The sequence below is a fragment of the Pseudomonas sp. fls2-241-TYG-175 genome (assembly GCF_030209155.1).
Taxonomy (GTDB): Bacteria; Pseudomonadota; Gammaproteobacteria; order Pseudomonadales; family Pseudomonadaceae; genus Aquipseudomonas; species Aquipseudomonas viridiflava.
In genome coordinates this window covers 117,519-141,086 of the sequence record NZ_JARVSO010000005.1, presented here as the reverse complement: position 1 = coordinate 141,086, position 23,568 = coordinate 117,519, and the positions used below count along the sequence as shown (strand labels likewise).

Genomic DNA, 23,568 nt, shown 5'->3' with positions numbered 1-23,568 from the left:
CTTGCGACGATGACCTGTTTCACTGGGTCAATCTGGTGATGCATTCGCGCAGCGCCTGATCAGATGCTGCCTAGTTAGTGGTCGGGTTTTCTTGAACTGTACTGACCCTTTTTAAGCATCAGACCTCCCGGCACCGCTATCTGAGGTCGGTAAAACGAATTGATGACCTGACTCACGTTCTCCAGCGGGCGATCTCCATGGGTCCATTCAACGACCGTTTCCTGCAAGGGGGTGGGGAGACCGCTCAGGTCAGCTGCGATTTTATGCCCGAGCCCGGGAAGCATGTCTTCTCCGTAGAACAGCAAGTCGGATTCCTTATCTTCCCTGAGTCCTACTCGGTGTTTGAAATCATGAAACCCTTCGCCGGTATCAATCGTCTCGAGATATTTAAGGCTTTTAGCACGCTCTGGGCTGATTTCCCTTGTGTTATGCCTCAGCAGATCCGTTGCCTCCATGTGCGTGTAAGAAAGCTTGTCGCCAAGCGCTGAAAGCGTTGTATGAAAACGGATATCGCCGAATCTGGAACGGGTCTTTGCGGGCTCCGATCCGCCGGTTTCCAGTGAAAAAAATGAAAAGTCGTGATTGCCATAATTAGGTATGTTTCCGCCCATGGAGTTACCTTCGTAGAGCAGGTCACCTCGTTCTTTTTGCAAGGTAACAAGCGTTTTGAAATGTATGCCTTCCTGAGTTGAAAAATCCTGCCTGCCGAAATGGACAAGCCAGTAATCTTTCGGCGCAATCCCGGCAATCCGATCCGCCACTTGCCTGTGTTGCTCGCTGTCAATTTCGCTGCTCAGCGTGGATAAATTTCTTTTTGAAAGCCGCGCCATTGTTTCAATGCCGCTTTCTGCGCCTTGAGACAATCCTTCCCACACCCGCCCTTGCTTGAACATTAGATCGTAAGCATCGTATGCATGCTGATAGGGCGTTGAAACGCTACCTGCCGGATCGATATGCCCGACAGGACTGTTTTTGACAAAGCTGAACAGGTTCAATCCATCCACATCCCCCGCAGGGTCCGGATTGATCCACCTTTGCAACCATGGCGCGTAATACCTCAAACCGTAGTAGTACAACCCGCTGGCGTCCCGTTCCTTGCCTGAATAGCGCACCGTTTTGTACTTCGCCTCTACCGCACTGCGCCCGGCCCACCATGCCGTGCCGCCAAACGGGTAGTAGCTTTCCTGACTGATCAGGCCGCCTTGTTGGTCAAACTCCAGCGTGCTCGAACCCAGATGATCAGTCAGGCTGTAGCGCAACTGATCGTTGGCAATGCCTTCGGGTTTGCCAGCTTCCCAGTGCAACACCCGTACGCCATTACGACCCGCCTGCGCCGTGATGACATGGAGTATTTCGCCGTCGGCGGTGGTGCGTATTTCCAGACCTGGCAGGTAGCGCACTTCGTTGATCAGCGTACGACCGGAGGCCTGTGCGCTGTTGATCTTGCGCACGCGCTGGCCCTGGCCGTCGTAGACATAGCGCTCTTCGTCATCGAGGCCTGTTTCGCGTTGCACAGTGGTGATCTGTTGCAACTGGTTGCGCACATCCCAGCTCAGGGATTGGCCTCGCACTAGCTGCAGCAGGTTGCCGTTGGCGTCGAAGCTGTCGGCAAAATCGGTGTCCACCTCGCCCTCAGGCAGACTGCGATTGCTGTCCGGTGCGACGCGCATCGTGCGGGTGAAGCTTTGCGCGCCGACGTGATGCATCGTCAGCAGGTTGCCGGCCGCATCGTAGTCGTAGGTCTGTGTGTAGTTGCTGACCTGATTGGGGTCGGGCGGCAGGTTCTGCATGCCGGGCAAGCCGGGGCCGTGGCTGGTATCGGTCTTGACTTCGAACCCTTTGGCCTCGATCAGTTGATAGAGCGTGTCATAGGTGTAATGGCTGACGGGGTCGACGCACGGGGTGTTGTTCAGATGCGCAGCACCTTCAATCTCAAGAACGTTGCCAACCGGGTCATAAGCGTATGTCAGCTTTTGCACAGTAACGCCATCAGCCGAGGTTGCCAGCAGCTCGTTCAAACGGCCGGTGTGTGGGTCATAGGCATAACGACTGATCACGCCATTGCCTGCAGTTTCCTGCTCGACCTGATTGAACGCGTTGTACCGAAGGTCACTGACCAGCATTTGCGTAATGTCCGAATGCGTCAGCTCCACAGACTTCAACTGCCCGGCGACGGTCTGATGGAACCGCTGCACATTGCCGCAAACGTCCGTTTGCTCCAGCACCTCGCCCAGCGCATTCACAGCCCGGCGAGTGTGCAGCCGGTCGCTTTCAAGCAGGGCATCACGTCCGGGTTCGGCCAGCGGCCAGTCGGGTGAAACCGGTTCGAGCAGGAAAGATCGAGCTTCGTCCAGTACAGCGCCAGACATGCCATAGTCCGTCACAAACGAACTGCCTGCCGGGTCATCATGGCGGATGACCTGGTTGCACTGGTTATACTCGAACGCATCGGCCGCGCCATAACCAAATCGCTCTACAACTCGATCCTGCTCAATGATTGCAATCGGCCGGAGCAGATCGTCGTAGTCGGCCCGTCGCTCAAGACACCGCCCATCCCAGCTATTGAGCAACTGGCCTGCCTCCCCGAACAGCACGAGCCGCCAGCCCGCATCGACACTGTCGGTGAACAGCGTCTGGCCGGTAAGGCTGAACACATGCGTGCTGTTGGCCGCTTGAGCCGCACCGCCAAGTCGTGGGTCGACTGTTGCGATCATCTGTCCTGCCAGGTTGAAACGCTGAGCGGTGATGCGCGCAACAGCCTCGTCAGTTGCTTGTGCACGATGTAGCGAAACATGCCGGACCCTGAGTCCTCGACAGTCGAAAGCGTCAAGGGCGGGCGTGTGTTGATACAAGGTGCCGTTCATGTTTTTCGAGCCGTCGTGTTCGCCACTTTTTTGTTTTCCTGCACTTCTTCAGCTGTGTCGTTCTCATCCTCACTGATGGTGTACCAGACGCGGTACGTCTGGCGTCGCATCCAGCCCTTGGCGGTCAGGGTGATGGTCGGACGGCCCAGAGGGTCATAGAGCTGCCTGTCGAAATAGCCGTGCTCGCGTAGCGAACTGTCGTTGACGTACAGCGGGCTATTGGTGAAGTAAGGGCGATAAACCCTGACTGCGAGTCCCTTGTTGTTGTATTCCACGCGTTCGCTGACTCGCCAGCGTGGCGAGGCATGCATGACCTTCGGCTTGCCTTGCTCAAGCTCCAGAAAGCCGGCGGCATCCACGACATAGGCGTCACCGTCTTCGACTTTCTGCCGCGTCTGCAGGGTTCGTCCGAAGCCGTCAAAGGACACGACGCTGATCCTTGTCTGCTGCTCTGGATCGTCTGGATAGCGGTCAGCGACAAGGTTTGCGCAGGCCAGTGGCACGCCAGGGGCGACGATGTTGCTGTCGTAGTAACAAACGCTGGCCTGTCTTTTCAGGACCGCTTGTGCATTCTGGATGGCATAGGCGGCATCGCCGCTTTCATGAGTGCTGCGATCCAGTGGGTCGAAGCCGACTTCCTGACCTCGCTCGGTGCCGTAGAAACTGGTCGCCCACACCCTGCCGAACGCGTCGTAGTCGGCTTCCTGAGTGTTCTGGTTGGGATCGATGACGCGCTGTGGCTGCAGAACACGGTAATCGTGTGTGACAGAGGTCAAGCAGCCGGCCGGGTCGGTCATTTGGATCACGAACAGGCTGTAAGGGTCGTACTCGACCTGGCTCCAGCCATGGCTGCGGGTTGGTCTGAAGGTGGTCACGCGATAGAAGTCTTCTGGCCCGGCGTAGATGGCAAAGCCACGCTTGACCGACCAGAGATTCAGGTTATCGGCTGGCAGGAAGCTGGGCATCTGTTGATAGCCAACCACCTTGAGCCGGGCCGTCAACGTTTCGGCATCCATCACCCGTTCGTAAGCGGTCAGCGCATGGTCATCCAGTTCTGCCATTTCAACAGCATCGGTCAGGGCCTGGAAGGTGGCCTCGCCATCTGTGCAGCCGATGTAACGTTGCACGGATAACCCGGTCAGCACACGGAGCATGCCAGCAAGCGGACCCTGGGCATCGCTGAAGTGTTCGAAGCTGATCTGCTCAGGCTTCAGGGCGCTGCGTTCAACCACCATGGCGTCACTGCGCGCCCGATACGGCAGTCCGAGTCGCCAGCTTTGCGGGCTGTCCAGGTGGATCATCTCGGCGCGGGCTTCTTTCAGGTAGAACTGCTGCTGCGCCTCGTCATGGGACGCCTGCCACCATTGCTGCTGCCAGGGATCTTCGAAAGGCGGATCATCGTTCGCCGTCTTGCGCCTCGCGTAGTGGACGGTCGCCCCATGGGTCAGGGCACCGTACCGATCCCAGGCCAGATTCAGGCTGTGTTCGCAAAGGGGGTCCTCTGATTCGTCAGCCTCGTAGCGATAACTGATTGTCTCCAGCGTCAAAGGCAGCATGCGCGCGTAAGGCTGGTGCGTGCCAACAGGCTGGATCAGGCGGACCCGATAACGTTGCGCGCTGACTGAATACAGGACGCCGGGCTGATGGTCATCGGTCAGGCCGTAGACTTCAGTGCGCAAGGTCGAGCCGCTCAAGGCCCTCGCCATCTCCCGCAGGTCAGCCTCGCTGGCGTCGGTGATCAGGGTGTCTGTCTGGCTTTGTGTATCGAAGCATGACGACAGATCCTGCCCCAGTGGTACGGCCTGTGGATCATGTTGGCTGTAGTCATCGCAAGGTCGCGCCGGATAGCGCCCGGTATGAAACCAGGTTTTGGTGAGCACTGGTGCGGTGAAGCCTTCCTGCTGGGGTGGCGGCGTTTCGGTGTCTGTCGCAAGCACCAGGCCAAAGCCCCGGAACTCACGCGCGTGAGCGTCGTAGAAGCCGCGTCGATACTTGAACAGTTGCGTCAGGATGCTCGCGGTGATGGCGTCCTCCTGGGTCTGCCTGACAACCACGTGCACGGGAAATGGCAGCTCTGATACCGCGTGCTGGCCGGCGTCACACAGTGCCTGCTTTTCATCCAGCCACTCTTGTGCCGAGCTGCGGTAAGTCACTGTGCCCTTCAGACCCATGCCATTGTCCGTGCTGTGCAGCAGATAGGGCTTGTGCTGAGTGCCCGTGGAGTCTGCTGAGAAATACAGACTCCAATGGCGAGGCGTCATGTGCGGGACGGTCAGGATCACGCTTGAAAATCCCAGACCGTGCAGATCGGCGACGCTGACCTGACACAAGCGGTCATAACGCACTCCGGATGGCCAGTTCTTCTTGAGAACAGGTGCCAGACTGTTGCCGCCCTGATTCATATGGATCTGGATGCAATCCGGCTGCAGATAAAGCACATCGCTTGCGCCCGAGCCATCCATATCGGCCAGCCGAATCCGGCTGGCGTCGAATTCGCCATAGCTATAAGGCAGGGTGGCGAACAGCTGGCCTTTGCCGAAGTGACCACGGCCCAGGTTCGGCCAGCACCGGATTTCATTGTGGCGAATGCGGATCAGGTGTTGCTGGCCTGTGCCCAGCATGTCACTGAAAGCCACCAGTTCGTTCGGGCTGTCGCTGAGCAGAGGCAGTTGATCGTCGTCATGCGCGATGTCAACAGGCGCGGCGAAGCCATCGTTGCGGCGATTGGCGTAAAGGCGAACGCTGCGTGGACCGATCAGCGTCAGGTCCGAGAGCCCACCGCCGATGAGATCGGCCAGTTGTCCGCAAGGGTGGAAGAACTCGGCCGGGAACGACGAAAACGGCACGAAGCCAGACCAGCTCCTGTCCGGGTTGAGCGTGAAAAAGCCCGCCATGCCAGGTTGCGCAACGATCCAGTCCAGGCGGCCATCGCCGGTCAGATCGGTGATGGTCTGGCGCACCGGTTTGCTGGCGTCGGTGGTCGGCACATGTGGCAACGCTTGCCAGGGGCCGTAGGCGACGGCATCCGGACCTGCGTGTTCAGTCTGTGAGCGTAGGGGCTCACGGTAAAGCCAGATCTTGTCATTGCGATACAGCACGCCTGGCAGACCATCGCCGTAGAGGTCGACCATCTGATACGCCTGACCATCATCAAGGCCCGGCAGTGACTCCAAAGGTACAAAAGTGGCCTGACTTTCAATGAATTCGCTGTATTCGAATCGCAGCGCGGGACATTGGTCGAGTTGTCGCAGCTCTGTGCCATCCCAGGCCTGAGGGAGGGCGGTCGCCAGCATGTTGTAACTCAGCGCCGTTACGGCATATTCCAGCAACAGGCGCCGTGTCAGCAGGGGGGCATTCCCCAGTTCCTCCGGGAAGTGATGGAACATCAATACCTGCTGACATAGCCGCAAATTACCCAGCTCGAATCCGTAGGCGAAGCTGGAGTGGGGATCGCTGCGCACCGGCCAGGGTTTCTGCTCGTTGTAAGTGGGCATGGAAGCCGCATCAGCGCTGCGTTCGCCGTAGTCGAAGATAAGATCGAAGTGCCATTGCAGGCTATCCACGGCGTCTTCGTCCCAAAGATAGAGCAACGGGTGGGCCTTGGCGTTGCCGTAACGTACTCGCCACAGATAACACTGCGCGATGAAGTCCCGTGGATAGTCATCCGTAAGACCCACCTCGTCCTCGGGTTTGTACTCATACAAAATGTGTTCGCCCAAGGCATTCATGCTTTCTTCGAGCAGCCATTCTGCGACCCGGTTGGCGTCAGCCGGGTCGGTACTGCGTGAAGAAGATTTCTTACCGTAGAAATGCAGACTGCCGTCGGCACCATGAATCAACCAGAAACCCGGATCGACCGGATCGACGCGCCAATGTTCGATGCGGTCGAACGCACCCTCGATACTGGCGAAGTAGCGAATCACTTGATAAGTCGCGTCAAGATCGTTGCCCAGATAACGGCTGACCTGGGTCGATAAAACCGCCCCGTTCTGATCCCGTTCCGGCGTCCAGATATCGCCCGCAGGGCCGAGTATCACGTCGGCATCGGTGTAAGTCGGGACGCCTTTGCTGGCGCGCCTTGCGACACAACCCAGGTTGAGGTTCCAGCCGATCCCGAACAGCCCGTTGCCTGTGGTGCTTTGGTAACTGAGTGACAGTGGCGGGGCATAGCCTCGTCCGGGGCTGATGGGCAGGGCAATTTCCAGCGATGCTGCGCCATTGTTTCCAACGGCGCCCCAGCCCTTGCCGATGCTCTGAATCGCGCCGCCCCCTTTGGGCAGTGAGGGGGTGGCAATGGCCGGGTCCAGTGTTCGTGCCGACTGTTGCTGCTCTTGTTCGTGAGCTTCCATGGTTCTGCCTCCCTGCGATCAGCGACGCTTCGCGGTGTAACGCATGTGTACGATGATGTCGGTGATGGAGTCGATCACGTCTTTTTGGGACGCTGGATTCGAGAACGTCAGCGTCCAGCGGGAAATGGCACCGGTGCCTTCGAACGGCAGGTAACGTTCGTCATCGAAGTTGAACGTGAACAGGCCGTCGTCATCCACACCTGTGGACACTGCGATCTCCTGACTGGCGCGCATGTTCTCTTTGAGCGGCGCGTCGGGTTGTCCATTCATCTGTACCGCGCTGTAAGACTGCGTCAGCGTGGCGCGTATATCCTGATAAGGGCCGACGGTCACCGGCAGCGATACACTGACGCGTTTGATGCGCCGCAAGTAATGGTCGGGATAGTCGGCGTCGAGCATCGCGCGTGTGATCTCGAATTCAGCCACGCCGTCTGATGTAAGACGCTCGACCACTGCATCCCAGCGCTGATTGAGGCTGGGATCCTCTTCAGTGCCAAGAGGCAACTGCCTGACTGAAATCGTCTTGACGATCTCCAGCTTGCGGTCGTTGCGAGCCAGGTAGGCGGCGTCCATTTTCATCAGATTCAGCTTCAGCGCTTCGCCTGCCGTCAGGCCACGCCAGGCATCTTTCCATGCTGCGGGCTGTATGAAGCTGGTGCTGTAGTCGGCGATTTCGTACTGCCAGCAGGCTTGTGCGGCCAGACACAGAGAGAAGGTCGCATCGTAGGTCTGGTAGTAGAGCGTCGAGAACTGCCCGTTCAGCCATTGGTAAAGCTGGCTGTTGGTAAAGCGCTTGTTGAGAAAGGCATAAATGACCTCGGCTTGCTTTTTGGCTTCCTGTGCCTGACGCAATTGCAGCGCGGTCACGCGGACCTGTGCGTCGTGAACCGCCAGCTGGGCGGTGATCTGCACGGACTCCAGCCTTGCCTGATCGCGGGCGTTTTCCCATTCTTGCAGACGACGACGGAAGCCTTCCGAACGCTCCAGTGCATCGCCGACTGAGGCATTCAGCGCAGCATTTGCATGTGCTGAAACTGCGACCATTTCAGGCACACCTTCCAAACGGAAACCGCCTGCTGCGCCGCCTGCCGCTGCTCCGACAGCCATACCTCCAGTTGCACCGGCATGAAAGCCTACGTGGTTGGGCATTACCTTCAACGCCGAAGCGGCAGCGGTCGAGGTGTAGGCAATACCTTCATATATTCTTGCGTTGAGATGCGCGGCGGCGGCGGCGGACTCATTCGGACTGATATTCTCTTCCGCCAGCCGGGTGTAGAAACTGGCCCTGGCGTCAACCACGGCCTTGCTGGCTTGCAAGGCCTTGCGTGCCTGTATCTCGACTTTCTGCGCCTCAAGTTGCAGGTCGATGGCGTACTGGGCAAATTCCCACACCTGCTGCTGTTGCAACTCCGCCAACTGCCCTTGCTCCTTGCGCTCGATGACCGACAGCAGCGTGAAGCCGAACTGGATCAGCGTTTCCACCGCCGCACTGGCTCTGCCGAACAAAACGGGGTAGCGATAGTGAGGCGTTTCCTGTGCCAACAGACTGCCTGAGCCGCCCTCGGTGGCACCATTGGCGTAGGCCGCCAGCAGCGCGCGTGGATCCAGCGGGGCCGCGAAGAGCGGCAACGATAATGGTTTGCCGTCCAGAGTCAGGTTGTGGCGCAGGTTGTACAGGCGTGAGTCGAGCATGTCCCAGTATTTGACCAGTTCCGAGTTCATGGGAACGATGAAGTGGTCGCTGTCTTCTTCGGTCAGGGTCGGGTCGCTGCCGAAGGTGCTCAAGCGCAAGGCTGGCTGGCTGAAGCTGATCGCTGCCTTGTGGTGATTTTTGGAAGTGCTGGCGCGTACGTGCTGTTCCTGCTGGATCAATTCGTTTTCGAAAGCCCTGAGCCCTTGACCCGTAGAGCCTGCAAGCTCACTCAAGGTTATGGGTGTCCACTGGCTGACCAGCTTCATATCTGGACGCGGCCCGAGCATGTCGAGAATGCGCACATACCAGAGCCTGGCCTCGCCAAGGCTGTCGGGCGTCAGCTGTCGGTAGGCCATGTCGCCACGGTCGATGAGGTTCTTGATGTAATGGAAATATACAGCCTTCTGGTAGCGGACCGGGTCGCTTGCGGCGATGCCGTCCGGGTCGATGGGCGAGCGCAGAAAATAGTCCGGGTCCGGCAGTTCGACCAACGGGCGCACGTTCCAGTAGGCGGGCACAGCGCCATTCGCCTTACGCCCCGGATCAAAGATGAAAGCCAGCCAGCGTTCAGCATCCGAGAAGCGTTGTTCCAGATTGAGACGGTGGGAAATCATGAACGGCAGGTGCAGAAACAGCTCCCAGAAATACAGGCCGTTGGCACCTTTGAAGTCCATGAGGTCTGGCACGTTGTCGTCGTCTATGGGCGGCTCTTTTAACTGCTGAGTGTCCCAGGAGAGCAGGGCTTCCAGAGCGATATTGGCCTTGTTGATCAGTTCTCGGGCGAACAGGGTGTTCATGCGGATCGGAGCGCGTTCTTCGGAGGTCGAGTCGTCGCTGTAGTGGATGGTCGAGTCTGTGAAGTCGATGTACTCGGCGATGCCCAGGATGGGGTCAGTGCGCGTATTGATCCTGGGGGCAATGGGGTTGGCACCACTTCCGGTCACCCACTCCAATTCTATTTCCGTGGATTTCCTGACGTTGCCCAGCAATCGCCCTGACTGCTTTTCGATTATTTTAGCCCCATGAATAATATAAAACTTTCTGGAGTTCGGAATGAAATGGGCTGAGGGCAGAATAGGCAGCAGTGTTACCTTGTTAAACGCGATCGGATGAATAAAAAGGCTGGGGGGCACCACGACGTCCTGCTCGGTTCCGCTTGCCATCAAACAAACGTCCTCATCGTAGGGCTGATTCATATCCAGGGGGTAATGGAATTCTTGAACAATACTGATGGGGATGTTGTTTTTTATTATGTTGAACTCGACCTCTGTATCAAGTTGTGTGTCTGATTCTATTTTCCTAATATGTCCCTTTGTTACGGTATCTGGATTAAATGATGGTTGATCTCCCAGCAAGGCTATTAATGTCGAATGTTTTACCGTTCCTGAGTTTAGTGGTAACGTGGTGACGCCCGCTAGCGTATTGACTTCATAAGGTTCAGCGTTTTTATCAAGTAAAAAGTTGGCCAGCGCATGTGGGGGGGCGCTGCCAGAGTTGCTGATGTCCAAATCAAGCGTGAAGCGAAACTTTTCCGCCTGGGTTGCCGTAATCTCTAATGATGAACCCGGCCCAAGTGTCCATAGTTCGCTGCTGTAAGGTGCCGCTATTAGCCTTATTTTCCATTGTGTGCTTTCGCTGGTCATTATTATGTATAAGTCAACAAGGTTTTTTGTCTCCAGCGTCGAGTTGACTGCGTTATTCAGTTTTATGGCTGAATTGACGTGATCGATTTTAGGTGCGTTATTTTCGTGTATGTCAACTAGTTTGTTCTGGAAATTAAGCAGGTTCCATTCTTGCGTTTCAGGGCGCGGTGTGCTTGTTTCAAGCGTTAAAAAACCTACTTGTAGGTTACATGCAAACTGAAAATTTCGCTTGTTTTTCAGTGCCAGCGCCCAGCAGGTTTTTCGAATGCGTAGTTCATCGGGCCGCGCAGACTCAACGTCGTAATCCACTAACACTGAACCCATGAGTGGGAAAGATCGTTTTTTATTAAAATTCTTATCTACAAACGCTGTGTGCAATACGAGGTATTTTGATGTGGTACCATCCGTGTCCTCAGTCTCTAGTTTCTCTCCCGCATACATGGCAAGAAACAGTGATTCGGGGGAGGCAGATGTGTCAAAAACGGCGAGAGTATTCAAATGCTCTTCAAGGTTGACATCGATATCGCCCAGCTCGAATGTATTGGGACGTTTTACGTCCATATAAATCTGCGGTGCACTCCATGAGTTGTCGTATTTTTTATACGAAACATTGAACAGCAGGCGAACATTAGGGGTCGTGACGGTCACAGGCGAAATATCATCCGGCGGGGTGACCGGAATGCTGCCGTCCGAACCTGGCTTGATCGTGCCACTCGGTAAGGTAATTTCCACCTCTTCAGTGATATGAATCAGATCCACCCAGGTCACGAAGAGGCGATTGTTGAAAAACACGGGCCGAATGGTTCTTTCCAATGTGTTGGCATTCACGCCGATGTCTGCCCGCTGCCAGTCCGACCAGGCACCCGGTGTAGGGTTATCGAATTTAGGACCTTCAGTGCCTTCCCGATAGGCACGCTCATTCATGTCCACGGTGCGCCAGTAGTAGATGTTCTCTGCGCGGGATTTGCCAATAAAGTAATACGTGCCTTCGGCAAATCGATCACTGTCGATGTAGCCATTGATAATCGTCAGATTGGCCACTTCCTCGAAACTTGCCAGGTAGGCCTTGACGGCATCTTGCGTGGTGTCGATGGTGATCCTGTTCTGGTTGATGTCGTTTTCAAGTTGCGCAAAATAGGCGGACTTTTTCAGCCGCAGTGCAGGTGAGATATACATTTCCGGGTACAACGCCAGTTGCATGTTGGCAGCCCATATCGGGTATTGACTGCTGCGATCACGCCATTCCACGAATCGTGCTTCCGTAGGTTGCAATGTGTTGTACCCAGGCTCCATGCCCAGCAGGGTGCCGTTAATGAATTGCTGCAGGCTGCTGATCGCTGAGGCGACGCGACTGGTCTGGACTTCATGGCCTACCTGGTTGTCAATCAGGAAGAACTCGTAGAGATCGTTTGCTGTTTTTAGACGCTGATCCAGACCAAGGGGGGCCAGCAAAGGCGAATGGGGAACCACTTCTTCGAGGTAGTAGGCGACCAATGCATCACGAAGGGATTCGTTGAGCTGGCTTTCAATGGTGCGTGACATGTTCGAGCCTCCATGGCGATGAACAGGAAACTGATGGATCAGCGACTGCTGGACATGATCGCCTCGCCAACGGTTTTCCACTTGTCGGCGGCGCTGACTGGCGTCAGCCCGGTTGCATCGAGCAACTGCCTCGCCGTCAGGCCGGTCGTTTCGCTTACGCTGTGCATTCGGCTCAGCCAGTCGACCTCATGCGTGGACACGGCGACGCCGGAGCGGGTAGTCAACAGTGTGCTTGCAGACTGCACTTCTGATGAGGACCAGCCGATCAGTAGGGCGAGCAGCGCAGCGCATTGTTCTACTGCGGCGGCGTTGTTGGCCCGCCTGAGGTAATCAAGCAATAAGGCTTCCGGATGACCGCAGCGGTCGCGCCAGTGGCGGTAGCGATCCAGCAGGTAAAGGCTGTTCAGAGAAAGAGGCAGCGTTTCGGCGAGGCCAGCATGCAGCCAGTGTGGATGAGCCAGAAAAATGCGCAGAGCCTGAGCAGTCAGGCCCAATTGCTGATTGACCCCGGCGTACCTTGTCAGCTTCATCAGTTTCTCGGTCACGTTGTCGGACGTCGATGAGCCTGATTGCCTGGCGTCGACGTCATCAAGCACAGCCCCGAGAAACTGGTCGACACTGCTGCCAGCCCAGCGCATTACCGGCTCGCAACGGTCCATCGGCAAGCTGGCAACGCTTTGCAACAGTCCCTCCATCAGCCTGTGTTGAGTCAGGTAGCCCTTGAGTACGAACGCCTCCAGTGAAGCCGCCAGCGAGACTTTGATTTCCTCGCTGAGCTCGATGGGGATGAGCTGTGCGCGGATCGTCTCGCCTATGCTTGCGTCAGCATCCTGATCAAGCGGTTGGGCAGTGACAAGGCCGTGAGCCCCAATCAGAGGGGCTAGCACCACGCTCCACCAGTCGATGGGGTTGTTGCCGTCGTCCTGGGTGGGCATGTTCAGTGAGACCAGTTGCTCCTGGGTGAGTGCAGAAGCTTGTGCATCCAGCGCCAGTTGGTCGAGCAGATCGGCAACTTCTTGCGTAACTGCATTTTCAACGGCCTCTACGCCCAGTTGATGATGCAAGGTTGCGATGTCCTGCCCGGTTTCCTTGAGCCAGGTACTCGCCCAATCCAGTTGCATGAGGATGTCGAGGACATCGGGCTCGCCGTCGGCTGCATCGGGAGTCTTTGTCAGCTCACCGTTAACCACCTGGTTGCGATAAACCTCGCCGCCCAGAAGGTCGATCAACGCACGGCTGTCCTTGACTGTCAGACCAAACAGCGAAGCGATGCGGGCCTGACGATACAACGAAGACATCATGCTCGGCATTAAAATAAAGCTGTCCCAAGACTCGTTGTTCAGCAGGATGATGTCTTCAAGCAGTAAAAGTAATCCCTCGTCTGCATCAGGCAGTTTCAATGCCGCGCTCAGTTGAGCTCGTATTTTCAAGACATAGGTCCCTTCCGAGGGGTAAATGAGCGTCACGCCATCCATCACCACCGGTGCGTCGTACAGCAAGGGACTGTTAAATACCCGATCAAACAAGGGCAGGCGACCATCGTTGGCTTCTCCCGCCATATGATGAATGAAGGTTGAAAATTCATCGGCTGCCAGACCATAACGCGCGTTCAGATACCGCCAGACGCCCAGTGCCCGCAGCGTATTAGTGGTCAGCACTGCTTTAGAATTGGCGACACCTTCCGAGTGAATGACGGCCATGATCAATGTGTCCAGATCGCTGAACGGAATACCCATCCAGCGTTGCAGACGAATCATGCGTTGAAGCCGGTCGAAGCGGTCCACGCTGGTATTGAGCAGTTGCCTGGCGCCCTGCGCATCGCTACCCAGTCTCATCGATTCCTGAACATCAAGCCCGTTCACGTAACTCGCCCCGTAGCGGGACGAGCCGCCAGTCATTGCGTCGGGCAAAATATTGGGTGATGCATAAGGCGTGTGGCTGCCCACGGCCAATAGCGTTTCGACCTCATCACTGTCCAGACCGGTCTGTTCCATGAAAACCTTGAGTGAGTTCAGCGGGTTATTCATCCCGGTTGCGTAATCAACGTCGTACTTCAATTTGAAGAACTGACTGATGGGGTCTGACTCTTCAGCATTCATGTGCGCCTGGTGACTTTCGGACTCTGCTGGCAAGGCCGGCTCAAGCAGGATTTTCTGTTGTTCAGGCCCTGGTCCGCTCATCATCACTTGCGAGACGATGCTGCTGTTCTGCACTTTTCCGTAGGCACGCGTTGCGGGTGATGTCGCTGGCGTTTCAAGGCTCATGCGATAGCTCAGCTCGCCCAATACCGGTTTCTTGCCAGCAAGTCCCAAGCGGATTTGTTGATAGTGAAAGTTGTAAGGGAACAGAAACGGGTGATGTTTCTCTGCGACCAACTGATAGATGCTTTTTCCTCTGCTCGCCGAGACAGTGTCCGTATACGCATGTATGGCTTCACTGAGCACCTGATTGACGATTTGCAACGTGGGTATCGGGGTAAAAGTGCTTTGCTGATCAATGATCAGGTTTTTCAGGTCGGGGCGTCGGTCGTCAAGTGTGATGCGATTGGTTTCTGCTGAGCTGCCTTCCAGTTCCTCTCGCGCAAAGCGGTACAGGGACGTCAGATACGCCACTGGAGAATCCTTGGCTTCAATGGCGCCCACCTTGCAGAACAGGTCCCAGTTTTCCTTGAACAGATTGGGAAAGCTGGGGCCGATGTCGACCAGAGAGCGCACTCCAGTACGCTTGGTCAGCTGCTGATTGCGGCCGGATGACACCAGTTGGTTGCGATACAGCCGCACGATCTGCGTGGCGTAGCAGCGGGCATTCTCGTAAGCCAGCGCACCGTCAGCATCGCTGATGCTTGAGAGGTCGCGCACAAAACCCGCTTTGGAGCGGCGCACGATATCAAACACGGAGTGAATGTTCAGGGTATCCATGGCGCTGACAAACGACAGCTTTCCGTCTGTTCGCTTTGAATCATTTGTTTCTGCTTTTGCAAGGTTCTTCAGCAGAGAAAAGGGCTGGTCGTCCATGTCCGCGCTCCTGTGGCTGTGTCACCACGGTTGCTCATTCCGGGACCTGCGTCTAGCTGACAAAAATGCCAGTGCACGGGTGTCCGGCGTCTGATAGTGAGCTGAACGATCAATGCCGAGAAGTTTTTAGCAGAATTGGTGCTGACTCAGGGCAAGCCTTTCGGTGCTCATGCTCCTATCGTCAAGAGATACACAGATATGCTCATGGATTCATGGATGAAGATGATGAGTTTTACCTTGCATCGCAACACGCCGTCGCTGGCGATCATTGATCCCCGCGGGTTGTCGATACGCTCCGTACAGATGTCTCGCACGACAGAGGAACGACCTGCCGAGATCCGTGTAACCCACCAGCGCTTCGACCCGGCTGGGCGATCGGTTGCCGGTCATGATCCGCGTCTTTTTGAGCAGGCTCTTTTGCACCTCGATACGCCTGCAAATCTGCACCGGACCTTCAGCTTGTCCGGAGGGGTTCTGCTGGTTGAAAGTGTCGACTCGGGGTGGTGTCTCACGCTTGCTGGTGAGGCAGGTCAAGCGCTTGAGCGTCGTGACGGGCGTGATAGTTGTCGGGTGACGGAATACGACGATTTACTGCGCCCGGCCAGGATTCTGGAGCAGGGCCGGACTGTCGAGCGATTCGGTTATGGCGCAGCCGATGCGTTTGAGCACAACCAGTGCAACCAGGTAATCCGCCATGACGACCCGGCAGGCAGTTTGTTTGTGACGGACTATGGCGTGTCTGGCGCTGTACTGGACGATGCCCGATCTTTCCTGCTCGAGCCGGTTTCACCCGACTGGCCGCTTGCCGAATCCGGACGTGATGCCCTGCTGGAAAGTGACCGGCTGCACACTCGCCGGACTGTGAATGCACTGGGCGAGGTGCTGGAACAGACCGATGCGCGAGGCAATACGCAGCGGTTCCATCAGACCGTTGCCGGGCAGTTGAAATCCGTTGAGTTACAACAAGCGGATGCCTTGCAAACGCTCGTCAGTGCCATCCAGTACAACGCGTTCAATCAAGTCGAGCAGGAAACAGCGGGCAACGGCGTGACCAGTCGCTATGTCTATGACCCGCAGACGGGCCGTTTGAACGAGTTGCTGGCCACCTCGGCCGATGGCGGTACGCTGCAACACCTTAAGTACGTTTACGACCCGGTTGGCAATGTTCTCGAAGTTGCAGACCCGGCGCAGCGGATGGGGCCTTTTGTCCGTCGTCTCGTTGAGTCGGTCCGGCACTACCGGTACGACACGCTGTATCAACTGATCGAAGCGACAGGGTTCGAAGTCAAGACCGATACCAGCCACGGCCCCGGCTTGCCCGGCATACAGAACCTGCCGCCCGACCCCAATCAGGTCAGCAACTACACACAGACTTACGACTACGATGCGGCCGGCAATCTGCTGACAATGCGTCATGTCGGCGAGCAAAGCTTTACCCGCACGATGCGCGTGGCACCAGACAGCAATCGCAGTTTGCCGGAAGGCGAAGTGGACACCGATTTTGCCGACAGCTTCGACGCCAACGGCAATCTGCTGCAGTTAGTGCGAGGCCAATCCTTGATCTGGGATGTGCGCAATCAGTTGCAACAGATCACCACCGTGCAACGCGAATCCGGCCTCAGTGATCAAGAGCGCTATATCTACGACGGCCAGGGCCAGCGCGTGCGCAAGATCAACAGCGCACAGGCCTCCGGTCGTACGCTGATCAACGAAGTGCGCTACCTGCCGGGTCTGGAGATCCGCACCACGGCCGACGGCGAAATACTCCATGTCATCACAGCGCAGGCGGGTCGTAATGGCGTACGGGTGTTGCACTGGGAAGCTGGCAAGCCGGACGGCATCGCCAACGATCAGGTGCGCTACAGCCTGAACGACCATCTGGGTTCGAGCACGCTGGAGCTGGACCAACAAGGCGGCCTGATCAGTCAGGAAAACTACTACCCGTTTGGCGGTACGGCATGGTGGGCCGCGCGCAGTGTGGTAGAGGCCAAGTACAAGACCGTGCGCTATTCAGGCAAGGAACGGGATGCCAGCGGACTGTATTACTACGGATATCGCTATTACGCGCCATGGTTGCAAAGGTGGATCAATCCGGATCCGGCGGGAGATGTGGACGGGCTGAATCTGTACAGAATGGTGAAAAACAACCCTGTTGCGTACTTTGACGCGTCGGGCCAGAAGCCCGATCCTGTCCCCAAGAGCATTCATATGATCTGGTTGGGTGAAAACCCCAAGGCGTTGGAAAAGCAGGTGGGAAACATAAATAGAACGGTCGAAATGGCCGATGGCTACAAGGCGACACTGCATTTGGAAACTACGCAGTTGGATGCGTATAACGAGATTATCAAGGATCTTAAAGTGGAACGCGTCAATGTGCTTTCAGCTTCTGAGTTTTTTGAGACGCTCGGTAACCCGACCCTTTACGCCGCGTACAAGGACTTTCGACGCAACAAAGAAAACTATGCATTCTCTGCCGATGTCTTGCGCCCTGGAATAGTCCATGAGTTTGGGGGTGTTTATTCGGATGTCGATGATGTGTACGAAAATTCAGACACCGATTATCAGAATCGTTTGGGCGATCATGATCTGTTCGCCGACCCACACGAGGTCCTTACGCTAGGGCCTGTTCATGTTCCTTGGGAGGACAAGGCAGGAACTGACAGCCTTCTGATAAACAACAGTTCCTTCGCCGCTCACCGGGGGGCCGGTTCACTTAAAGGCATGATGACCAAGGGGGCTGAGCGCTACAAAGAGGCGTTGGAAAGTGGAGCCTATCCAGACCCTCTGAATATTCCTGGCGAGCCTGGTATTGGCCTCAGTCTTCTCTGGAACGCTGGGTCTGTTGCGCGAGTCAAAACGCTTTCAAGAATCGTTGGGCCCAAACTGTTCACTGACACACTGACTGAAGCCGATCCAGAACATGGTCAATTGTTCAGTAACTTCAGAGCTGCAATCTTTGAAGGGAAACCGTTCACGCATATCGAGTTGATGGCGAAGAAAATGCCCCTGCATCTCTATATAAAAAGTGGTGCAGCTCAAACCTGGCGCTGAGACAAGTGATGTGTGGTGTCAGGCCCGCTGTACCGAAGCGGGCCTGGCACATGCACTATTATTTACTGCACTTCCACCGCCAGACTGTCGCTGATCTTCTTCTGCCAGATCGCGGGGCCGGTGATGTGGACGGACTCGCCATTACTGTCTACGGCAACGGTCACCGGCATGTCCTTGACCTCGAACTCGTAGATCGCTTCCATGCCCAGTTCGGCAAAGGCAACGACCTTGGATTTCTTGATCGCCTGGGCGACGAGGTAGGCGGCGCCGCCGACGGCCATCAGGTAGACGGCTTTGTGGTCACGAATGGCTTCGATGGCGGTCGGGCCGCGCTCGGATTTGCCGATCATGCCCAAGAGGCCGGTCTGGTCGAGGATCTGACGGGTAAACTTGTCCATGCGCGTGGCAGTGGTCGGGCCAGCCGGGCCAACGACTTCTTCGCGCACCGGATCAACCGGGCCGACGTAGTAAATGAAGCGACCCTTGAGGTCGACCGGCAGGGTTTCGCCCTTGTTGAGCATTTCGACCATGCGCTTGTGCGCGGCGTCGCGGCCGGTGAGCATTTTGCCGTTGAGCAGGACGGTTTCGCCCGGCTTCCAGCTCTGCACGTCTTCCGGGGTCAGGGTGTCGAGGTTGACGCGGCGGGCCGATGGACCGGCTTCCCAGACGATTTCCGGGTAGGCGTCCAGCGATGGCGCTTCCAGCGAGGCCGGGCCGGTGCCGTCGAGTACGAAGTGTGCGTGGCGGGTGGCAGCGCAGTTGGGGATCATGCACACCGGCAGCGAGGCAGCGTGGGTCGGGTAGTCCATGATCTTGACGTCGAGCACGGTGGTCAGACCGCCCAGGCCCTGAGCGCCGATGCCCAGTTGGTTGACCTTCTCGAACAACTCCAGACGCATCTCTTCAAGACGGTTCTGCGGGCCGCGGGCCTTGAGCTCGTGGATGTCGATGGATTCCATCAACACTTCCTTGGCCATGACCGCAGCCTTTTCGGCGGTGCCGCCGATGCCGATGCCGAGCATGCCCGGTGGGCACCAGCCCGCGCCCATGGTCGGTACGGTTTTCAGGACCCAGTCGACGATCGAGTCGGACGGGTTGAGCATCGCCATCTTCGACTTGTTTTCCGAACCGCCGCCCTTGGCCGCCACGTCCACTTCCACGGTGTTGCCCGGGACGATGGAGTAGTGAATGACCGCAGGGGTGTTGTCCTTGGTGTTCTTGCGAGCACCGGCCGGGTCGGCCAGGATCGAAGCGCGCAGCACGTTTTCAGGCAGGTTGTAGGCGCGACGCACGCCTTCGTTGATCATGTCGTCCAGGCCCATGGTGGCGTCGTCCCAGCGTACGTCCATGCCGACGCGTACGAAAACGGTGACGATGCCGGTGTCCTGGCAGATCGGGCGATGACCGGTCGCGCACATGCGCGAGTTGATCAGGATTTGGGCGATGGAGTCGCGGGCGGCAGGCGACTCTTCACGCAGATACGCCTCGTGCATGGCCTGGATGAAATCCACGGGGTGGTAGTAGGAAATGAATTGCAGGGCGTCTGCAACGCTCTGAATCAGGTCGTCTTGCTTGATCACGGTCATGCGGCGCGCTCCTCTGTAAGGACGGGAACATTCAATTACGCTATCGGCGACAGTCGGGGACTGCGGCTTGAACCAGAGCTGTCAGGGTAGCCGTAGCGGGCGCAAAAAGGCGCGGCAGTATAACCCGCCCGACAGGCCAGTCTGTACAATCGCTGTTATTTTCTGCACGGGGCGCCTTGATGCCGCATTTGCACGTCGGTGACCGCAGTTGGGCGGTCAGCGAAGCCAGTAATCTGCTCGACGCCTTGAATCAGGCCGGTGTGACTGTGCCTTACAGTTGCCGGGCGGGCAGCTGTCATGCGTGTCTGGTGCGCTGCGTGAAGGGCGATCCGCTGGATGCGTTGCCCCTGGCCCTGCCTGCTGACAAACGCCAGCAGGGTTGGCGGCTGGCGTGTCAGTGTAAGGTGGTTCAGGACCTGACCGTCGAAGTGTACGACCCGATGCAGGACGGGTTGCCTGCGACGGTACAGAGTTGCGACTGGCTGAGCCCGACGGTGATGCGGCTGCGTCTGGAGCCGGGCAAGCCGTTGCGTTATCGCGCGGGGCAGCATCAGGTGCTGTGGACGGAGCAGGGCGTGGCACGGCCATACTCGCTGGCGAGCCTGCCGGGTGATGACGGGTTTTTGGAATTCCATCTGGATTGCCGACACCCCGGTGCTTTTTGCGACCATGCGCGGCAATTGCAGGTGGGCGATGGTTTGAGGCTCGGCGAATTGCGCGGCGGGGCGTTGCGTTACGACCCGGACTGGCAGGACAAGCCTTTGCTGCTGTTGGCGGCGGGTACCGGGCTTGGGCCGTTGTGGGGAATCCTGCGCGAGGCGCTGCGTCAGGACCATCAGGGCGCGATTCGGTTGATTCATCTGGCGCATGACGAGCAGGAGCATTATCTGAAAGCCGAGTTGCAGGCGCTCGCTATCAGTTGCCCGAACCTGCAGGTTCAGCTGATCACTCAGGAAACGCTTCAGGACGCGCTGGCCGAGCTTCGCTTGCTGTCGCGGCATGCCATGGCGCTGGTGTGCGGCAGTCCCGAGAGTGTCGAGGTGTTTGCCAAGCGGCTTTACCTGGCCGGTTTGCCACGTAATCAGTTGCTGGCGGATGTTTTCGTTCGGCGGGAGTGATGTGACGCGGAGCGTCACGGGCTGCATGCCGACGCAGAGCGTCGGCACGATCAGGACCAGAGACGCCTCTCGGGACGCTCCGCGTCCGCTTTCAAGGTTCACAAAAAAGCCCCGGCTCTCGCGAGTCGGGGCTTTTGCGTGTTGCGCTGGACGTCAGACCAATGGGTCGCCGACGTGCAGGATCTTCATGCCGTTGGTGCCACCGATGGTGTGGTAGCTGTCGCCCTTGGTCAGGATGACCCAGTCGCCTTGCTCGACCAGACCGCGCTTGAGCAGCTCGTCAACGGCTGCCTGGCTGACCTGACCTGGCGGCAGGGCTGCCGGGTCGAACGGTACGGTGTAGACGCCGCGGAACATCGCTGCGCGAGCCTGAGTGCCGCGGTGCGGGGAGAACGCGTAGATCGGTACCGAAGAGCGAATGCGCGACATGATCAGAGGGGTGTAGCCGCTTTCAGTCAGTGCGATGATCGCTTTCACGCCCGGGAAGTGGTTGGCGGTGTACATGGCCGCCAGCGCGATGCTTTCGTCACAACGGGTGAACGAATGGCCGATGCGGTGGCTGGAGGTTTTGCCGGTCGGGTGCTTTTCAGCGCCGACGCAGATGCGCGCCATGGCCTGGACCGCTTCGATCGGGTAGGAACCTGCCGCACTTTCGGCCGACAGCATGACGGCGTCGGTGTAGTCGAGCACGGCGTTGGCCACGTCGGACACTTCAGCGCGGGTCGGCATGGGGCTGGAGATCATCGACTCCATCATCTGCGTTGCAACGATCACCGCCTTGTTGTGGCGACGGGCGTGCAGAATGATGCGTTTCTGAACACCAACCAGTTCGGCGTCGCCGATTTCCACACCCAGGTCGCCACGGGCAACCATGACGGCGTCACTGGCGCGGATCAGTTCGTCGAGCACTTCGTCGTTGGCAACGGCTTCGGCGCGTTCGATCTTGGCGACCAGCCAGGCAGTACCGCCGGATTCGTCACGCAGCTTGCGAGCGTATTCCATGTCGGCAGCGTCGCGCGGGAAAGAAACGGCCAGATAGTCCAGGTCCATTTCCGCAGCGAGTTTGATGTCCTGCTTGTCTTTTTCTGTCAGCGCAGGCGCTGTCAGGCCACCGCCGCGACGGTTGATGCCTTTGTGGTCCGACAGCGGGCCACCGATCAGGACGGTGCAGTGCAGTTCATCAGCGGTTTGAGTGTCGACGCGCATGACCACGCGACCGTCGTCGAGCAACAGCTCGTCGCCCACGCCGCAATCCTTGACCAGATCCGGGTAGTCGATACCCACGATCTGCTGGTTGCCACTGGTCAACGGGTGAGCGGTGGAGAAGGTGAACTTGTCACCCACTTTCAGCTCTATCCGCTTGTCGGTGAATTTGGCGATACGGATCTTGGGACCTTGCAGGTCGCCCAGCAGAGCGACGAAGCGCCCGTGTCTGGCGGCGATTTCACGGATCAGCTTGGCGCGAGCCTTGTGCTCATCCGGGGTGCCGTGGGAGAAGTTCAGACGAGCAACGTCAAGACCCGAGAGGATCAGTTGTTCGATGACTTCCGGCGAGTTGCTGGCAGGGCCAAGTGTGGCGACGATTTTGGTGCGGCGAACGGTCATGCACAAACTCCTTAATTGAAGCGCAGCGAGAGGCTACTCCTGTCTGTCTCTTTAGTCATTGTTCCTTTGCACTACCTTGCTGCTGGCAGGCAGGGCAATCGGCTGACGGCCGGTGCTCGATCGGCCTGAAGAAATTGGATGTCGAGCCGATAAATGGCAGAGAACAGGAGAGTCCCATGCGTATTGTAACGATTGTTGTATTACTGGCTGCGGTCAGCGGTTGCACCCGTTGGGCAATGAACTCCAATCTGGATCATGCCTACCGTGCTTATCAGGAAGGCGACTGTGATCGCGTGATGCTCGACCTGTCCAAGGTTGAACGTCAGAGTCGCGAGCGGCGTTACGTCCAGCCGGAGGTCTCGATGTTGCGCGGGCAGTGCCTGGAGCGTCAGAAGCTTTACGTCGATGCGGCATCGACCTATCAGTTTCTGATGAACCAGTATCCAGCCAGTGAATATGCGTACCGCGCGAAGGCCCGGCTCGACACACTGGCGCAATTGGGCCACTACCCGGCGGCGCAACCCGCCAGAGCGATTCCTGCCTCAAAATAATTACACCCGATCGGGTGATTGGTGTCGTATACGGGTGGATGTTACAAAGATTTGCGCTAGGCTGACTGTCAAGGGAATGAAAGAGCCATAAGGCTCTGGTCTAAGGAGTTCCTGCGGCACTGCCATTGTTGAACGCCGCAGGATCAAAGTTCTACGTGACCATGCTCACTGGTCTCTGAAGGCGGCCTGCCATGCTAAAAGAGCGAAAAATCGAACGACACCAATTGCAGGAATATCTTCAGGTTTTCAATAGACACACCGACCGACCACTCGGCTGTCTGGGTAACGTTTCAGAAGAGGGGCTGATGCTGATCAGCAGCATTCCTCTGCTGGTCGGTGCCAGGTTTGATTTGCGTGTGAAGATGCCCCGTAGTGAGGGGCTCAAGCCCATCGACGTCAGCGCGACGTGCATGTGGTGTCATGAAGACGAGACACCCGGCTGCTATGACTCTGGCTTCGAGCTTTCCGAGATGTCCACGGACTATCTCGAGTTGGTTCGTATTCTGCGGCAGTATTTCTGTTTCTACCCGACCCTCGAGGCTTCGGCCTGAC

The 23,568-nt window shown here is 57.4% G+C and carries 10 protein-coding genes; 4 read left to right on the top strand and 6 right to left on the bottom strand.

Annotated elements, in window-relative coordinates:
- Positions 1 to 74: 74 nt before the first annotated feature.
- The 4 genes from QRN20_RS05855 to QRN20_RS05840 are packed head-to-tail and all read right to left on the bottom strand — an operon-like array spanning position 75 to position 15,105.
- A complete protein-coding gene (locus QRN20_RS05855; RefSeq protein WP_285360030.1) occupies positions 75 to 2,864 on the bottom strand; it encodes an RHS repeat domain-containing protein in 2,790 nt (929 codons plus the stop codon).
- Positions 2,861 to 7,213: a SpvB/TcaC N-terminal domain-containing protein gene (locus tag QRN20_RS05850; protein WP_122605994.1), complete on the bottom strand. Its 4,353-nt coding sequence runs from the start codon at positions 7,211 to 7,213 to the stop codon at positions 2,861 to 2,863. The genes QRN20_RS05855 and QRN20_RS05850 overlap by 4 nt, the downstream gene beginning before the upstream one ends.
- Before the next feature lie 18 nt (positions 7,214 to 7,231).
- Positions 7,232 to 12,091 (bottom strand): Tc toxin subunit A-related protein, encoded by a 4,860-nt coding sequence (locus tag QRN20_RS05845; RefSeq protein WP_122605996.1) that lies wholly within the window; start codon positions 12,089 to 12,091, stop codon positions 7,232 to 7,234.
- A gap of 38 nt (positions 12,092 to 12,129) precedes the next feature.
- On the bottom strand, positions 12,130 to 15,105 hold the full coding sequence (locus QRN20_RS05840) for a Tc toxin subunit A (protein WP_285360029.1): 2,976 nt from the start codon (positions 15,103 to 15,105) through the stop codon (positions 12,130 to 12,132).
- 225 nt (positions 15,106 to 15,330) lie between these two features.
- On the opposite strand from QRN20_RS05840, the gene QRN20_RS05835 reads away from it, so the two are divergent.
- Positions 15,331 to 18,156 (top strand): RHS repeat-associated core domain-containing protein, encoded by a 2,826-nt coding sequence (locus QRN20_RS05835; protein ID WP_122501686.1) that lies wholly within the window; start codon positions 15,331 to 15,333, stop codon positions 18,154 to 18,156.
- A gap of 62 nt (positions 18,157 to 18,218) precedes the next feature.
- On the opposite strand, the gene QRN20_RS05830 is transcribed toward QRN20_RS05835, so the two are convergent.
- The gene (locus tag QRN20_RS05830) at positions 18,219 to 19,742 is read right to left on the bottom strand and encodes a fumarate hydratase (RefSeq protein WP_122433485.1); all 1,524 of its coding nucleotides are present in this window, start codon (positions 19,740 to 19,742) and stop codon (positions 18,219 to 18,221) included.
- A gap of 179 nt (positions 19,743 to 19,921) precedes the next feature.
- Here QRN20_RS05830 and QRN20_RS05825 point away from each other — a divergent pair, with 179 nt between their 5' ends.
- Complete coding sequence (locus QRN20_RS05825; protein ID WP_122435388.1) at positions 19,922 to 20,860, top strand: iron-sulfur-binding ferredoxin reductase; 939 nt, start codon at positions 19,922 to 19,924, stop codon at positions 20,858 to 20,860.
- Positions 20,861 to 21,013: 153 nt separating this feature from the next.
- Here the strand turns inward: QRN20_RS05825 and pyk are convergent, their stop codons facing one another.
- Positions 21,014 to 22,465, bottom strand: coding sequence for a pyruvate kinase (gene pyk, locus QRN20_RS05820; protein WP_004881379.1), 1,452 nt, complete (start codon positions 22,463 to 22,465; stop codon positions 21,014 to 21,016).
- A gap of 176 nt (positions 22,466 to 22,641) precedes the next feature.
- On the opposite strand from pyk, the gene QRN20_RS05815 reads away from it, so the two are divergent.
- Together QRN20_RS05815 and QRN20_RS05810 are read left to right on the top strand one after the other, a co-directional pair.
- Positions 22,642 to 23,016, top strand: a complete 375-nt coding sequence (locus tag QRN20_RS05815) for a tetratricopeptide repeat protein (RefSeq protein ID WP_025994849.1) — start codon at positions 22,642 to 22,644, stop codon at positions 23,014 to 23,016.
- A gap of 191 nt (positions 23,017 to 23,207) precedes the next feature.
- Positions 23,208 to 23,567 (top strand): PilZ domain-containing protein, encoded by a 360-nt coding sequence (locus tag QRN20_RS05810; protein WP_058432493.1) that lies wholly within the window; start codon positions 23,208 to 23,210, stop codon positions 23,565 to 23,567.
- Position 23,568: the final 1 nt, after the last annotated feature.

What these genes read in the sequence shown, in the direction of transcription:
- QRN20_RS05815 (WP_025994849.1), top strand. Translation starts at nt 22,642, where the DNA reads ATGCGTATTGTAACGATTGTTGTATTACTGGCTGCGGTCAGCGGTTGC.
- QRN20_RS05835 (WP_122501686.1), top strand. Translation starts at nt 15,331, where the DNA reads ATGAGTTTTACCTTGCATCGCAACACGCCGTCGCTGGCGATCATTGAT.
- pyk (WP_004881379.1), bottom strand. Translation starts at nt 22,465, where the DNA reads ATGACCGTTCGCCGCACCAAAATCGTCGCCACACTTGGCCCTGCCAGC.
- QRN20_RS05840 (WP_285360029.1), bottom strand. Translation starts at nt 15,105, where the DNA reads ATGGACGACCAGCCCTTTTCTCTGCTGAAGAACCTTGCAAAAGCAGAA.
- QRN20_RS05855 (WP_285360030.1), bottom strand. Translation starts at nt 2,864, where the DNA reads ATGAACGGCACCTTGTATCAACACACGCCCGCCCTTGACGCTTTCGAC.
- QRN20_RS05830 (WP_122433485.1), bottom strand. Translation starts at nt 19,742, where the DNA reads ATGACCGTGATCAAGCAAGACGACCTGATTCAGAGCGTTGCAGACGCC.
- QRN20_RS05825 (WP_122435388.1), top strand. Translation starts at nt 19,922, where the DNA reads ATGCCGCATTTGCACGTCGGTGACCGCAGTTGGGCGGTCAGCGAAGCC.
- QRN20_RS05850 (WP_122605994.1), bottom strand. Translation starts at nt 7,213, where the DNA reads ATGGAAGCTCACGAACAAGAGCAGCAACAGTCGGCACGAACACTGGAC.
- QRN20_RS05845 (WP_122605996.1), bottom strand. Translation starts at nt 12,091, where the DNA reads ATGTCACGCACCATTGAAAGCCAGCTCAACGAATCCCTTCGTGATGCA.
- QRN20_RS05810 (WP_058432493.1), top strand. Translation starts at nt 23,208, where the DNA reads ATGCTAAAAGAGCGAAAAATCGAACGACACCAATTGCAGGAATATCTT.